The organism is Tsukamurella soli (assembly GCF_039541155.1).
In the GTDB taxonomy this organism is placed as follows: Bacteria; Actinomycetota; Actinomycetes; order Mycobacteriales; family Mycobacteriaceae; genus Tsukamurella; species Tsukamurella soli.
Genome location: NZ_BAABFR010000116.1, coordinates 1 through 14406 on the forward strand (window position 1 = coordinate 1; position 14406 = coordinate 14406).

A 14406-nucleotide genomic window follows, 5' to 3' on the forward strand; every position below is an offset into this window, starting at 1 on the left:
CTTCTGGCCGGCTTGGCTGCGGGCGGCGCGGCCGGCGCCGCCGAACAGCTGGCGGCGATCGCCGCGGGCGACTCGATCGTCGCGGTCGCGTACGCCGCGTCGACGCCCGGGCGGTTCCGCAACGTGCTCGACGGTGACGTCGCCGACGTGTTCCTGCTGGTCGGCACGCACACGGTGGCGCTCGCTCGGGCGGCGGACCTCACCGTGACGGCACGGGGGCCGTTCGACCTGACCCGCGGCCTCGCCGACGTGGTCGCCGACGTTGAGCGGGTCCCCGTCATCGCCGATGGGGACACCGCGCGCGAGACGTTCCGCTCGGCGCTGATCGCCGCGCGGTTGGCCCTCGCCGCGGACAGCGCGGGCGGGGCCCAGGCGGCGCTGCGGGACGCCGTCGAGTACGCCCGCGGGCGCATCCAGTTCGGCCGCCCGATCGGCGGCTTCCAGGCGATCAAGCACATCCTCGCCGACCGCTACGTGGACGCCGAGCTGGCGCTGTCCGTGGCGCGGCTCGCGATCGAGGCGCACGTCGAGGGCGCACCCGACGCCGCGCAGCACGCCGCGCTCGCCGCGTTCTACTGCGCCGAGAAGTACAGCGCCGTCGCGGCCGACGACATCCAGGTGCACGGCGGGGTGGGCTTCACCGCGGAGTATGCGGCCCACCTGTACCGACGTCGCGCCGACTCCAACCGGCTGCTCCTGGGCGCCCCCGCCGAGCTGCGGGCCGACTACATGACCACGATGATCGGAGGGCGGGAGCTGTGACGACGGTGCGCGACGAGGTACGGGCCTGGCTCGGCGAGAACTGGCGGCCGGGCGCCGATGTGGTGGCGTTCCGCGGTGCGGCGCTCGACGCGGGCTGGCTGGTGCCCACCTGGGGTCCGGAGGAATACGGGCGCGGATTGTCGGCGGAGGACGCCGAGGTGGTCGGCGAGGAGTTCGATCGGGTCGGCGCGCCCGGGCGCGCCGACCGGAGCAACCTGCACGCGCGGATCCTGCGCGCGATGGGCACCGCCGAGCTCCGTGAGCTGTACCTGCGGCGGGTGTTGACCGGGGAGATCGAGGGCTGCCTGCTGTACAGCGAGCCGGGAGCGGGTTCCGACCTGGCGAGCCTGCGCACCTCCGCCGTCCGCGAGCCCGATGCCGACGGGGACGTCGCTGCGCCGCGGTGGCGCGTGAACGGCCAGAAGGTGTGGACGTCCGGCGCCCGCACCGCCGAGTTCGGGCTGCTCGTGGCGCGGACCGACCCCACAGTCCCGAAGCACCGGGGGATCACCTTCTTCGTGCTCCCCATGCACCAGCCCGGCGTGGACGTCCGGCCGATCGTGCAGATCACCGGCGACCAGCACTTCAACGAGGTGTTCCTCACCGACGCGTTCGTCGACGACGCGGCGCGGCTGGGGGAGGTCGGCGACGGCTGGCGGGTGCTCATGACGGCGCTGGGCCTGGAGCGATCGGTGATGGGCAGCCGGGCGGCCGGGTCGCGCGCGAAGCAGGGGCTGCGGTACATCGGCACCGCGGACGACCTCATCGATCTCGCGCGTCGGCACGGGCGGCTGGACGACCCGGTCACCGTCGACCGCCTGGCGGGCGTGTACGCGGACCGGGCCGCGATCGCCCTCAACCAGATCCGGTACGCCGCCGAGGGGCGCAGCGCGGATCCCGCCGCGATGTCGATGAGCAAGCTGGCGATGTCGCGGCTGCTGCACGCCACCGCGCGGGTGCGCACCGACATCGTCGGGGCGGACGCGCTGCTCGACGGGCGGGACCCGGAGCCGACCGACGCCGAGCTCGCGAACTTCTTCGCGCTGGACGCGTACTTCACGTCGATCGGCGGCGGAACGGATCAGATCCAGCGAAACATCATCGGCGAGCGCATGCTCGGCCTGCCGAAGGAGGTCGACGAGTCCCGGTCCGTGCCGTTCGACCAGGCGCCCCGGTAGCCACGGCGAGCGGGTCGCGCTCGCCGTCGGTGGAAGCGCGACCCGCGGTCGATCCCCGTGTCAGAGCACGCCTTTGGTCGACGGGATGCCGGGTTCGCGCGGATCGTGGCTCACCGCCACACGCAGGGCACGGGCCACGGCCTTGAACTGCGCCTCGGCGACGTGATGGGCGTTGCGTCCGCGGAGGACATCGACGTGCATGCAGATCTTCGCGGCGGTGGTGAACGACTCCCACACGTGCTGGGTGAGGGTGGTGTCGTAGTCGCCGATCGTCGACGCGAGCCCCTCGGGCTGGCTGAACTCGAGATACGGTCGGCCGGACAGGTCGACCACTACCCGCGCCAGCGCCTCGTCGAGCGGGACGGCGCAGTCCGCGAACCGGCGCACGCCACGACGGTCACCGAGGGCCTGGTCGAAAGCCTTGCCGAGGGCGATCGCGGTGTCCTCGACGGTGTGGTGGGTGTCGATCCAGAGGTCCCCGTCGGTGCGCACCGCCAGGTCGAACAGGCCGTGCCGGCCGAGTTGGGCGAGCATGTGGTCGAAGAATCCGACGCCGGTCTGCACATCGACGCGGCCGGAGCCGTCGAGATCGAGCTCGATGTCGATCGAGGTCTCCTTGGTCGACCGCTTGATGTGTGCACGGCGCTTCGTCGGCTCGACAAGTTCTGCTGTGGAGGTCATGGTGGGGCTCCTTCGAGAGGGGTGGGACTGGTCGTCAGGGACGTAGTTGGTCGAGGACGGCGGCGTGCAGCAGGGTGTTGGTCGCGACGGCGCTGCCTCCCCCTGGTCCGGGGGCGCCGTCCAGGTCGGTGAAGGTGCCCCCCGACTCGGTGACGATCAGGGAGACGGCGGCGAGATCGTAGAGCGGTACATCGGGTTCCGCCGCGATGTCGACGAGCCCTTCGGCGACCATCATGTAGGACCAGAAGTCGCCGAATGCGCGTTGCCGCCAGGTGGATTCGAGAAGCCTGAGGAAGCCGTCGCGGCGCCCACGGTCCCGCCACCCACCCAGGCTCGAATACGACACCGAGGCGTCACCGAGCCCAGCGATGGTGGACACCGTCAGCCGCCGGGGCGAGGGTGCGAGGCGATCGTCGCGACCGAAGGCCCCGTGGCCGCGCACCGCCCACCACCGGCGGCCCAGCGCCGGCGCCGAGACCATCGCGGTGTCGACCTCGTCGCCGACGGTCAGCGCGATGAGCGTCGCCCAGACCGGAACCCCGCGCAAGAAGTTCTTGGTCCCGTCGATCGGGTCGATGATCCACCGCCGGTCACCGATGCCGGTGTCCTCGAATTCCTCCCCGTGCACGGCGTCGCCGGGCCGGGCCCGCGCGATCAGATCGCGGACCCGTCGCTCGACCGCGCGGTCGGCGTCGGTCACCGGGGTGTGGTCGGGCTTGGTGTCGATCCGGAGGTCCTGTGCGCCGAACCGTTCGGTCGTGATCCGGTCCGCGGCGTCCGCGAGGCCGTGGGCGAGGTCGAGATCGCCGAACCGCCCGAGATCGCCGGGCCACTCGCGGTCGGCCGTCACAGGAGCCCCCGCAGCGCGGCGAGGAACGCGGTGGTCTCGGCCTCGGTGCCGGCGGTGACCCGCAGCCGGTCGGCGAATCCGACGTCCCGGATGAGCACTCCGGCGTCGACGAGTCTGCGCCACAGGCCGGTGGCGTCACCGTCGGGGGCGGAGAAGAGGACGAAGTTCGCGTCCGTCGGAGCGACGGTCAGGCCGAGCGCGGAGAGCTCGCGGGCGATCCGGTCACGCTGACCGACGACCGCATCGACCGTGGCCAGGAGCTCGTCGCGGTGCCGGAGCGCAGCCAGCGCGATCGCCTGCGTCAGCGACGACAGGTGGTAGGGCAGGCGCACCAATCGCAGCGCGTCGACGACCTCCGGGGCGGCCGCGAGATAGCCCACCCGTGCACCGGCGAAGCCGAACGCCTTCGACATCGTCCGGCTCACCAGCAATCGCCGGCGTCCGTGCAGCAGGTGCACGGCGGAGGGCTGGGTGGAGAACTCGATGTAGGCCTCGTCGACGACCACGATCCCCTCGGTCGCGTCGTAGATCGCCTCGATCGTCTCGAGCGGGGTCGAGGTCCCCGTCGGGTTGTTCGGCGTACACACGAACGTCACGTCCGGCCGGTGCCGCTCGATCGCGGCGACCACCGCCGCCGCGTCGATCCGGTAATCGGCGTCGCGTGGGGCCGCGATGTAGGTCGCGCCGGTCGACTCGGCGATCGTGTGGTGCATCGAGTACGTCGGCTCGAATCCGAGCACCGTGCGCCCGGCCCCCGCGAAGGCGTGCAGGATCTGCTGCAGCACCTCGTTCGAGCCGTTGGCGGCCCAGACGTCCGCATGCGTGTGCGCGACACCCGTCGTCGCGGTGAGGTAGTCGGCGAGGCTCGAGCGCAGCGCGGTCGCCTCCCGATCGGGGTACCGGTTCAGGTCGGTCACCACGTCGCGGACGGCGGCGACGATGTCGTCGGCGAGCGCGGCGCTGGGACTGTGCGGATTCTCGTTGGTGTTCAGCCGCACGGCGACGTCGAGCTGGGGCGCGCCGTAGGGCTCCTTGCCGATCAGCTCCGGCCGGAGCGGGAGCGGTGCCGTCGCGGTGAGGTGCTCGCTCATCCGTCCACCCGCACTCGTACGGCGTCGACGTGGGCCGGCAGATTCTCGGCTCCACCCAGCGCGGTGACGTGATCGGCGACCTCGGCGAGCGCCGCACTCGTGTAGTCGACCACGTGCACGCCCTTGAGGAACGACTGGACCGACAGCCCGCTGCTGTGGCGGGCGGTCCCACCGGTCGGCAGGACGTGGTTGGACCCGGCGAGGTAGTCGCCGAGGCTGACCGGCGAGTAGGCGCCGACGAAGATCGCGCCCGCGTTGTGAACGCGCGCCGCCACCCGTCCGGCGTCCCGGGTGATCACCTCGAGGTGCTCGGCCGCCCATTCGTCCACCACGCGTAGGCCGCTGTCGATGTCGTCGACCAGCACGAGCGCCGACTGGGACGACAACGCGGTGCGTACCCGCTCGCGGTGTCTGGTGTGCCCGACCCGGCGGTGCAGCGCGTCCTCGACGCTGTCGAGCAACTCTGCGCTGTCGCTGACCAACAGGCACGACGCCCGCGGGTCGTGTTCGGCCTGGGAGATGAGGTCGGCGGCAAGGAACCTCGGGTCGGCGCTGTCATCGGCGAGGATCCCGATCTCCGTCGGCCCGGCCTCGGCGTCGATCCCGATGACGCCCTTGAGGAGTCGCTTGGCCGCCGCGACGTACACGTTGCCCGGCCCGGTGACCAGATCGACCCGCGGGCACTCCTCGGTGCCGTACGCGAACATCGCGATCGCCTGTGCCCCGCCGACCGAGTACACCTCGGTGACGCCGAGCAGGGCGCAGGTCGCCAACACGACCGGGTGCGGCAGTCCGTCGTTGTCGGTCTGCGGAGGGCTGGCCACCGTGAGCTGCGGGACGCCGGCCTCCTGCGCGGGCACGACGTTCATCACCACGCTGCTGGGATACGCGGTCAACCCCCCGGGCACGTAGAGGCCGACGCGCCGAACCGGGATCCACCGCTCGGTGACGGTCGCGCCTTCGGCGACAACGGTGGTCACGTCGGAACGCCGCTGCTCGCGGTGAACGATCCGCGCGCGCCGGATCGACTCCTCGATCGCCGCGCGCACGGCCGGATCGAGGCCGGCCAACGCCGACTGCAGGGCCTGCGGCGTCACGCGCGCGGTCGGAACGTCGACGCCGTCGAAGCGCGCTGTGATCTCTCGGACGGCGACCGCGCCGCGGCGGCGGACGTCGTCGCAGACCGGCCGGACGATCTCGACGGCGGATTCGACGTCGAGGTCCGCCCGCGGGAGTACGTCGTGGCCGATGTCGGTGGCGCCCCGCAGGTCGATGCGGCGGATGGTGCCGGGTGGGAATGCGATGTCGGCTCCGGTGGATACGGAGGTCATGGATCGGTCCTCTCGAGGGGTCGTCCGCGCACGCTGCGAGTTGCGCGGGAGGGGTCTCAGTTCAGGGGGGAGTCGAGGACGGCCTCGACTGCGGCGACCAGCTCACCGCCGGTGACGACGGTGACGGCGGCGTCGATCTCGGGCGAGAGCCACCGGTCCCGGCCGATACCGGGGATGTCTCGACGCAGCCGGTCGAGCGCGGCCTTCGTCGCCGGCGCAGGCTGCAGCGGAGCGCGGAACTCGAGGGCGCGCGCCGCGACGAGGGCCTCGATCGCGAGGACGCGCGCGAGACCGTCGATCGCCCGACGCAGTTTGCGGCCGGCGGACCAGCCCATCGACACGTGGTCCTCCTGCATCGCCGAGGACGGGATCGAGTCCACGCTCGCAGGCACCGCCAGCCGCTTGAGGTCGCTGACGATCGCGGCCTGCGTGTACTGGGCGATCATCATGCCGGAGTCGACGCCCGGCTGGGCACCGAGAAACGGGGGCAGGCCGTGCGACCGTTTCGGATCGAGCAGCCGGTCTGTGCGCCGCTCGCTGATCGACGCCACATCCGCGGCAGCGATGGCGAGGAAGTCGAGGACGTACCCGACCGGCGCGCCGTGGAAGTTGCCGTTGCTCTCTATCCGTCCGTCGTCGAGGACCACGGGGTTGTCCACCGCGCTCGACAGCTCGATCTCGGCGACCTCCGTGGCGTGGCGGACCGTGGCGCGCGCGGCGCCTGCGACCTGCGGCGCACACCGCAGCGAGTAGGCGTCCTGCACGACGGTGCAGTCGTCTCCACGATGGCTCGCGACGATCGACGAATCACGGAGCATCCGCGCCAGATTCGCCGCCGACGCCTTCTGGCCCGGGTGTGGGCGCACCGCCTGCAACTCGGGTGCGAAGACCCGATCGGTACCCAGCAGCGCCTCCACGCTCATCGCCGCGGTGACGTCTGCCGTCGTCAGGAGACCGGAGAGGTCGGTGATCGCCAGCGCGAGCATGCCGAGCATCCCGTCGGTCCCGTTGATCAGCGCCAGGCCCTCCTTCGCGGCTAGCCGCACCGGCTCGAGGCCCGCCGCAGCCAGGGCCCGGGCCGTGGGCATCCGCTCGCCGGCGCCGTCCCGGACCTCGCCCTCGCCGATCACCGCGAGCGCGCAGTGTGCCAGCGGCGACAGGTCTCCCGAGCATCCCAGCGACCCGTGCTCGAAGACGACCGGCGTGATCCCGCCGTTGAGCAGGGCGGCGTAGGTGAGCGCGGTCGACAGCCGCACCCCGGTGTGGCCGGAAGTGATCGTGTGCAGCCGCAGCAGCATCAGCGCGCGGACCACCTCGCGCTCGACCTCCGCCCCGGAGCCGGCGGCGTGGGAGCGGACCAGGCTGTGCTGCAGATCCACCCGCGAATCGGTGTCGATCCTCGTCGACGCCAGCGCGCCGAATCCCGTCGACACCCCGTAGATCGCTCGATCGGAGTCGGCGTGGCGTTCCACCACCGTGCGGGCGGCCGCGATCGCCGCGCGCGCCTCCTCGCCCAACTCGACCCGCGCGCCGTCGCGTGCCACGGCGACGACCTCGGCGATGCCCAGGGGTCCGACGCCGACGGTGACGACCGCCGCGGGATCGCCACCACCAGACGACGGCGCTCGGTCTTGGACGGGAAGGCCCGACATATCGCACTCCTCATGTGACGCTTGCCATAAATGTTTGAACAATTGCCCAGCCTGCCTCCTCGGGGCTCGGAGGTCAACCCACGCTCCGTTCGGATCGGGCTACGCGAGCATCTGTGGCGGGCGGTCGCCGGCGACCGGTCGAACCGGTGCAGTGCACCCGTCCAGGCGGCCGAAGGCGCGGTAGCACACCGAATCACGCACGTGAGAGGTGTGGTCGGCGGATCTCAGCCGCAGTCGTTCCGGGGCGCGCCGGGTCGGCCCTTGACGTGGGTGTGACTCACGTCGCACACTGTGCCGGGCAAATGTTCATACAGTTTCGGCCCAGCGGTCACGCGATCCCGCGATGACAGGCGACCACAGTTGACAGTGAGGGACCACATGACCGATAGATCAGCGTCGCGGAGCGACGAGGCCGCACCGCGGCGGATCGAGTCGCGCAGCTACGAATACGTGCCGCTCGATGAGCGCCACGGCGAGACGCGGAGCCTGTTCAGCCTCTGGTTCGGCGAACAGCTCTCGAGCTTCACCCTCGTCACCGGATCGTTGGCGATCGTCGCCGGACTGAACTTCTGGTGGGCGATCGTCGCCATCGTCGCCGGCAACCTCATCGGCGCCATGATGATGGCGGGGCACTCGGCGCAGGGGCCCGCGCTGGGCCTACCCCAGATGATCCAGTCGCGCGCCCAGTTCGGGTTCTACGGAACCCTGCTGCCGCTCTGCATCACCTGGCTCATGTACGTCGCTTTCTCCGCCGTGGCCGTCGTGATCGCGGGTCAGAGCCTCCAGTCGATCTTCCACGGCCCACTCGCGCTGTGGATCGCGATCTCGGTGGTCCCGATCCTGACCCTGGCGATCTTCGGCTACGACCTCATCCACCGCACGATCAAGTACATCGCCTACCTGATGGGCGCGCTGTTCGTCATCGTCGCAGTCCTGCTCATCCACCACGGCGTCGGCCTCGACCATCTCGATGCGGGTGGCTTCACCTGGCCGGCGTTCCTCGGCGCGGTCTCGATCAACGTCACCTGGCAGATGACCTACGCCCCCTACGTGTCCGACTACTCCCGCTACCTGCCGCCGACCAAGACCCGCGGCGCCTTCTGGTTCACGTATATCGGCACCACTCTCGGTGCGATCCTTGTGATGATCCTCGGGGCCGCCGTGACCACCCTCGCGCCCAAGGCCGACGTGGTCCAGACGATCCGCGGCCTCGGCGGCGACCACTTCGGCAGCGTGATCGTCTTCGTGCTCGCGGCCGGCCTCATCGTGGTCAACTCGACCAACATCTACGGCGGCACGATCAGCACGATGACCATCATCCAGCACTTCCGCGAGTTCAGGTCCACCGCGCTCAAGCGGATCGTCGTGGCAGTGCTGATCGGGGTCGCCGCGGTCGTCGTGGGCATCGCCGGATCGGGCGACTTCGTCAACAACCTCACGAACTACCTCAACTTCGTGCTCTTCTTCCTGATCCCGTGGACCGCGGTGAACCTGCTGGACTTCTACGTGATCCACCACGGCAACTACAACACCGACGACTTCTTCACGAAGCACGGCACGTTCGGCCGCTGGGGAGCTCCCGCGATCATCACCTACTTCGTCGCCTTCGCCGCCCAGCTCCCGTTCATGGACACCACGGTGTTCGAAGGCCCCATCGCACGCGCGATGGGCGGCACGGACCTCGCTTGGCTGGTGGGCTCGGTCGTCTCGATCCCGCTCTACCTGTTCCTCGCCAAGCGCAAGCTCCGCCTGCACCACCTCGACCTCGATCCGCACCACTACAGCGTCGGCAGTACCGTCACGTCGGCGGAGTTGGAGAGCGACAGCCGGCGATGAGACGCATCGCGCTGCTGGGCAGCAGCGGCGGGAATCTGCATCGCTTGGGTGGCGCCGACCCCGCCCAGCTGATCAGGTCCATCCAGGATCAACTCGCCCGCACCGACCTCGAGCTGGCCGCCGCTTGTTTCGTATCCGCCGACGGCTCCCTCGACTCCCTGACGACCAACTCCACCGGAACGCTCTGGACACTCGACCAGAACGCTCCCCGGATCGTCGCCACCGGCCTGCTCACCGAGATGAACGGCCTGGCGCGCACCGCGGACCGGGCGATCGCCGACGCGATCGACCGCGGTGAGATCGATGGCCTGATCCTGGTCAGTGCAGACCCGTCGGATATCAACACCGCAACCGTGGCGACCGCCGCCGCGCGTGGCCTGCCCGTCGTCGGCAGCGGCGGCAGCTCGGTCGCCGCCGCCAACGCGCTCGGCGCCCGGCTCGTCGCCGCCTCCGGGACGACCGGCACCACCAACCACACGCGCGCGATCGGCTACGCCGCCGGCTTCGCGCGCGAGTGGGGACTGCGGTACCGCGCGGCAGACCTGCCCCGGACCCCGCACGAGTGGTGGCGCAAGTACGACCCGCGGCCGATCCTGGTCGACGCGCTCCCGGCGGTGCTCGCCGTGTCGTTCGTGATCGGGCTGCTGCGCTATCTGCCGGCCGACGCGCAGCATCGATACACTGCGCTGCTTCAACCGCTGATCCTGATCGTCGTCGCGTTCACCGCGTCGGCGAGGACGTCGAACGTCGGCCAGGCGGGGATGCTCGCCGGCGTGCTCGCGGGCGTGATGTCCGCGCACTCGGGCCTGCTCGGCGCCCTGATCGGTGGGTACCTCGCCGGGTTCCTCGCTGATCTGCTGGTCACGGCGCCGCTCCGCCGCAACTGGCCCGCCACCACTGCGAACATCCTCGGCAGCGGGATCGCCGGCGTCGTCGCCGGCGCGATCGTCTACTTGGGCCTGCAGCGCCCCGGGGCCGCCCTCAACAGCTGGCTGAACCACATCTTGTCCCTCGGGCTGGCGCATGCGGGCTGGCTGATCGGGGGCCTGCTCGGCGCCGCGATGTGGACGATCATGATGCGCGGCTTCTACCACTCGCTGATCCTGCCGCTGATGGTCGTCGAGTTCAGCGAGCGCGGCCTGTCGTTCCTCGCGGCGGTCGACATGTCGGCGTTGGTGGCGGTGTCGGCGGGGCTGGCCCTGGCGAACGTGCTGCTGCCGCAGCGGACCGGCGACCGCGGCGCCGCGCGCCACACACTGACCGTCAATCTCGCGTTCGGCACCTTCGTCGAAGGCAGCGTGCCGTACCTGCGCCGCAACCACAGCGCCAAGGCCGTCGCCGTCGTCGCCGCGACCGCCGGTGCGGTGATCATCGGCGCCGGCGCCGGATACGGCGTCACCTACATCCCGATTCCCGCACTGCCCCTGGTCGGTGATCACTGGCAGTGCCTCGCCCTCGGAGCGGCGTGCGCCGCGGCTGTCGCGCTTCTCGGAAGCCTCCTGATCAACGGGCTCGACCGCATACGTACCCCTGTTCCGCCGGCCGGCCCCGTCTCGGCCGGCTGACCCCGTCTCGAAAGGACAACTCCAGAAATGTTCATCTCCGCAGACATGAGACGTCGCCGCGAGCGCGCTCTCAACAAAGTGCACAGCGCGATCGACGAGCACGGCGGTACCACCCTGCTCAGCACCGGCATCACCGCAGACGATGCTCGACTCGCCCGCGCCGTCGTCGACGCCGGCGTGCGCCTACTCGAACCGAACCACCCGGCTCTCGCCCTCGCTCGCGGTCTGCACGGTGTCCAGGACATGCACTCGGCGGAGAACGTCCGCCACGAGGTGACGATGGACGAGGTCGACCGCGTCGTCTCCGGTGTCCGCGCGGTGACCGGCGCGGACACCTTCATCACCGTCGGAATCCCCGGCGGCTTCACCGAACTCGATCCCGTCGAGGTCACCACGCAGGACTTCGCGAACCTCGCACGCGCCGGTGCCGACGCGCTGCACACCCACAAGGCCAGCCTCGAGGACCTCGAGGAATGGGTGCAGGTCGCCCACGACAACGGTCTGATCGTGGACGCCTACATCTCGCATCCCGACGACCGCCATCCGTTCGGAATCCCCGCCGCGACCAGCGAGGAGGTCGCCGCCACCGCGGTGACGATGCGGGACATCGGCGTCGACATGATCGGCCTGATGACGGGCATGTCCTACGGTGGCGCCGCCGCCGGCCGGATCCCCACGGAGATCTCCGAACGGCTGGCTGCGCTGGTCCGCGCGGTCGACGTCCCGACGCTCGCCGAGGGTGGCATCAACATCGCCAACCACGCCGCCTTCCGTGGCACGGGCGTCAACATCCTCGTCGTCGGCACCTCGTTCGACGACGTCGCCCGTACGGCGGTCGCCGATACGGCACGCCGGTACCTGGGCCTGCCGAACCCGCCTGTGGGGGCCGCAGCGGCCGCAGGTTCCGGCCGCCCCTGAGCCCGTCCCGTCCCGAATCACCGATCGGGGCGGGACGCACGGCCCCGGGGCCCGCGTCGAACACAGACGACGACGGCCCCGGGGCCTTCCACATCGTCAGCCGCGGCTCGCCACCGCATCGAACGGCTCCGCCTTGTTCCCGACCTCGTTCAGTACCAGTTGCGTTGTGCCGCTGGTATCCCCAGCAGTTGCGGGGCGTGGCATCGAGAACCGGAACGAATACCGATCCTTGCGATAGCAGCACCGCACGCCCATGACCGTGTGCTGACTCTGGTCGAAGACGGTGCCGGTCATCATGAACGCTGCGGTGCCCGGATCGACATCCAGCAGCGTCGCCTTCCGGCTGTCGAGAGTGTCGATCTGCAATGTGAAGTCCCCGAAGCGGATCTGCACGGCGAAATGCTGCTCGAGCGTCTCGTACACCGATGCCTCGCTCAGGTCCATCTCGCGGAAGCCGGCGAACCGGGGGAGCGGGAGGAGCAACTGCTCGAGCGCGACCGGCTCGCCGTCCGACAGGCGTACCCGCTCGATCGACAGCACCCGTGTCACGCGGTCGCCGAACGCGAACGGTACCGAGTCGGCAGGCTGATCCCGCAGCTGCACCACACGCGAACTGGGGCTGTGCCCCTCGGACGTCACCTGCTCGGTGAACCCGAGCAGCCCCGCCAGCGGGTAGTGCAGGCGACGCGATGAGACGAACGTCCCGCGGCCGGCCGTCCGGTCGACCAGGCCGTCGGTGACCAGGCGTGCGATCGCCTGTCGGGTGGTGCCCCGGCTGACGCCGAACTCCTCCGCCAGCGACACCTCACTCGGTATCTGATGCCCGGGACCCCACCCACCGTTGTCGATGCGCTGGCGGAGATCCCGGTAAAGCTGTTCGTGCAGTGGGATCTTCGGCCTGTCCTGTGCTCCCATGCAGCAAGTCTGCCAGATCGGTCACCGGCTATCGGCAGTGAACGCCGACAGCGCGGGGAATGGCGGGGTGGGGTCGCGGCCGGCAGGTCGGCTGTGACGTCGGCGATAGCGTTCGCCGAATGCGACCACGGTCCGCTACTGTTGAGGGCAGCCGGCGTCTTCATCGACGCCCGCCCGCCTACGATTTCCACTCTCGCCAGCGGCCTCCCTGTGGGGACCGTGCCGCGCGGCGCGATCGTGATCGCCCGGTTCTCAGCCGGTTCGAGTAGTTCTCCGCGGCGGAACGGTCCGCGCCCACCGGTGCGGGTCCGCCTGTACTGTGCCGCGCGAGTCGTGGCACGCATATGCCCGGAAGGGGCAAGCAAAGCTATGACTTCCACTCCCTCGTTCGCCGACCTCGGTGTGCCCGCACCCCTGGTGCGTGCGCTCACCGCGATGGGCATCGAGTCCCCGTTCCCGATCCAGGCGGACACCCTGCCGGACTCGCTCGACGGTGCCGACGTCCTCGGCCGCGGCCGTACCGGCAGCGGCAAGACCCTCGCGTTCGCGATCCCCGTCGTCGCCGGCCTGGCCGACGAGCCGCGTGCCCGGCCCGGTCACCCGACCGCGCTGGTACTCGCGCCGACCCGCGAGCTGGCCACGCAGATCGCCGCCGCGTTGACCCCGCTCGCCGCCGCCTACGACCTGCGCGTCACGACCGTGTTCGGTGGCGTGTCCCAGCAGCGCCAGGAGCGCGCGCTCCGCGCAGGCGTCGACATCGTCGTCGCCTGCCCCGGTCGGCTCGAGGACCTGATGCGGCAGCGCGTCGTGAGCCTCGACTCCGTCGACATCACCGTGCTCGATGAGGCCGACCACATGGCCGACCTGGGCTTCCTGCCGGTCGTCACCCGTATCCTGGCCGCGACCCCGGCCGACGGCCAGCGCCTGATGTTCTCGGCGACGCTCGACAACGGCGTCGACAAGCTGGTCAAGCGCTTCCTGCACGACGCCGTGCGGCACTCCGTCGACGACGAGACCTCGCCCGTCGAGGCCATGACGCACCACGTCTTCGACCTGGCCGGCGCCGATGACAAGAAGGACATGGTGCAGACGCTCGCGTCGGGTGCCGGGCGCCGCATCCTGTTCACCCGCACGAAGCACCAGGCCCGCAAGCTCGCGAAGCAGCTCACCGCATCGGGTATCCCTTCGGTGGACCTGCACGGCAACCTGTCGCAGAACGCCCGCGACCGCAACCTGGCCGCGTTCTCCGAGGGCTCGGCCCGCGTGCTGGTGGCGACCGATGTCGCGGCGCGCGGCGTGCACGTGCCCGAGGTGGAACTGGTGGTGCATGTCGACCCGCCCGCCGAGCACAAGGCGTACCTGCACCGTTCGGGCCGCACCGCGCGCGCCGGCAACACCGGCGACGTGGTGACCCTGGTGCTCCCGGAGCAGCGTAGGGACGTCGCGGTGCTGCTGCGCAAGGCCGCCATCGATGTCAAGCCGCAACGGGTGACGGCGAATTCGGAGCAGGTCAGTGCGCTGGTCGGCGAGGTCGCCGCGTACGTCGAGCCGGTGGCGCCCCAGCCCCAGCAGCCGCAGCGCGCGCCCAAGCAGCGCTCGGGCGGCGGCCGCGGCCAGCAGCAGGGAG

Annotated in this window: 12 protein-coding genes; 6 read left to right on the plus strand and 6 right to left on the minus strand. The window is 70.7% G+C overall.

The annotated features are described in order from the left end of the window. Positions 1–762 (plus strand): acyl-CoA dehydrogenase family protein (locus ABD908_RS23480; protein WP_345000586.1); only part of this gene is annotated, 762 nt, incomplete at its 5' end. Then, positions 759–1940 (plus strand): acyl-CoA dehydrogenase family protein, encoded by a 1182-nt coding sequence (locus ABD908_RS23485; RefSeq protein ID WP_345000588.1) that lies wholly within the window; start codon positions 759–761, stop codon positions 1938–1940. The genes ABD908_RS23480 and ABD908_RS23485, both read left to right, overlap by 4 nt. A 60-nt stretch (positions 1941–2000) precedes the next feature. Here ABD908_RS23485 and hisB read toward each other — a convergent pair whose 3' ends face one another. From hisB to hutH, 5 genes are read right to left on the minus strand one after another with little or no spacing between them, the layout of a single operon-like run. Next, complete coding sequence (gene hisB / locus ABD908_RS23490; protein ID WP_345000590.1) at positions 2001–2621, minus strand: imidazoleglycerol-phosphate dehydratase HisB; 621 nt, start codon at positions 2619–2621, stop codon at positions 2001–2003. A 34-nt stretch (positions 2622–2655) separates the two neighbouring features. After that, positions 2656–3471, minus strand: a complete 816-nt coding sequence (gene hisN, locus ABD908_RS23495) for a histidinol-phosphatase (RefSeq protein WP_345000592.1) — start codon at positions 3469–3471, stop codon at positions 2656–2658. Further along, on the minus strand, positions 3468–4562 hold the full coding sequence (locus ABD908_RS23500; protein ID WP_345000594.1) for a histidinol-phosphate transaminase: 1095 nt from the start codon (positions 4560–4562) through the stop codon (positions 3468–3470). Before ABD908_RS23500 ends, hisN begins: the two co-directional genes overlap by 4 nt. Next, positions 4559–5893, minus strand: coding sequence for a histidinol dehydrogenase (gene hisD / locus ABD908_RS23505; protein ID WP_345000596.1), 1335 nt, complete (start codon positions 5891–5893; stop codon positions 4559–4561). The genes ABD908_RS23500 and hisD overlap by 4 nt, the downstream gene beginning before the upstream one ends. A gap of 56 nt (positions 5894–5949) precedes the next feature. Then, positions 5950–7545 carry a histidine ammonia-lyase gene (hutH, locus tag ABD908_RS23510; RefSeq protein WP_345000598.1) on the minus strand — a complete coding sequence of 532 codons (1596 nt, stop codon included), beginning with the start codon at positions 7543–7545 and terminating at the stop codon, positions 5950–5952. Between the two features lie 378 nt (positions 7546–7923). Between hutH and ABD908_RS23515 the strand changes: the two genes are divergently transcribed. Genes ABD908_RS23515 through ABD908_RS23525 form a run of 3 tightly spaced genes read left to right on the plus strand, consistent with a single transcriptional unit; the run spans position 7924 to position 11864 of the window. Then, positions 7924–9381 (plus strand): purine-cytosine permease family protein, encoded by a 1458-nt coding sequence (locus ABD908_RS23515; protein WP_345000600.1) that lies wholly within the window; start codon positions 7924–7926, stop codon positions 9379–9381. Continuing rightward, positions 9378–10946, plus strand: a complete 1569-nt coding sequence (locus ABD908_RS23520; RefSeq protein ID WP_345000602.1) for a hypothetical protein — start codon at positions 9378–9380, stop codon at positions 10944–10946. Before ABD908_RS23515 ends, ABD908_RS23520 begins: the two co-directional genes overlap by 4 nt. A 27-nt stretch (positions 10947–10973) precedes the next feature. Then, positions 10974–11864, plus strand: a complete 891-nt coding sequence (locus ABD908_RS23525) for a beta/alpha barrel domain-containing protein (protein ID WP_345000604.1) — start codon at positions 10974–10976, stop codon at positions 11862–11864. Between the two features lie 96 nt (positions 11865–11960). On the opposite strand, the gene ABD908_RS23530 is transcribed toward ABD908_RS23525, so the two are convergent. Then, entirely contained in the window at positions 11961–12779 is an 819-nt protein-coding gene (locus ABD908_RS23530; protein ID WP_345000606.1) for a GntR family transcriptional regulator, read from the minus strand. Between the two features lie 369 nt (positions 12780–13148). On the opposite strand from ABD908_RS23530, the gene ABD908_RS23535 reads away from it, so the two are divergent. Next, on the plus strand, positions 13149–14406 hold a 1258-nt coding region (locus tag ABD908_RS23535), incomplete at its 3' end, for a DEAD/DEAH box helicase (RefSeq protein ID WP_345000608.1).

Excerpts from the sequence above, each read along its gene's own strand:
- ABD908_RS23515 (WP_345000600.1), top strand. The coding sequence starts at position 7,924 with ATGACCGATAGATCAGCGTCGCGGAGCGACGAGGCCGCACCGCGGCGG.
- ABD908_RS23500 (WP_345000594.1), bottom strand. The coding sequence starts at position 4,562 with ATGAGCGAGCACCTCACCGCGACGGCACCGCTCCCGCTCCGGCCGGAG.
- hisB (WP_345000590.1), bottom strand. The coding sequence starts at position 2,621 with ATGACCTCCACAGCAGAACTTGTCGAGCCGACGAAGCGCCGTGCACAC.
- ABD908_RS23530 (WP_345000606.1), bottom strand. The coding sequence starts at position 12,779 with ATGGGAGCACAGGACAGGCCGAAGATCCCACTGCACGAACAGCTTTAC.
- hisD (WP_345000596.1), bottom strand. The coding sequence starts at position 5,893 with ATGACCTCCGTATCCACCGGAGCCGACATCGCATTCCCACCCGGCACC.
- ABD908_RS23520 (WP_345000602.1), top strand. The coding sequence starts at position 9,378 with ATGAGACGCATCGCGCTGCTGGGCAGCAGCGGCGGGAATCTGCATCGC.
- ABD908_RS23525 (WP_345000604.1), top strand. The coding sequence starts at position 10,974 with ATGTTCATCTCCGCAGACATGAGACGTCGCCGCGAGCGCGCTCTCAAC.
- hutH (WP_345000598.1), bottom strand. The coding sequence starts at position 7,545 with ATGTCGGGCCTTCCCGTCCAAGACCGAGCGCCGTCGTCTGGTGGTGGC.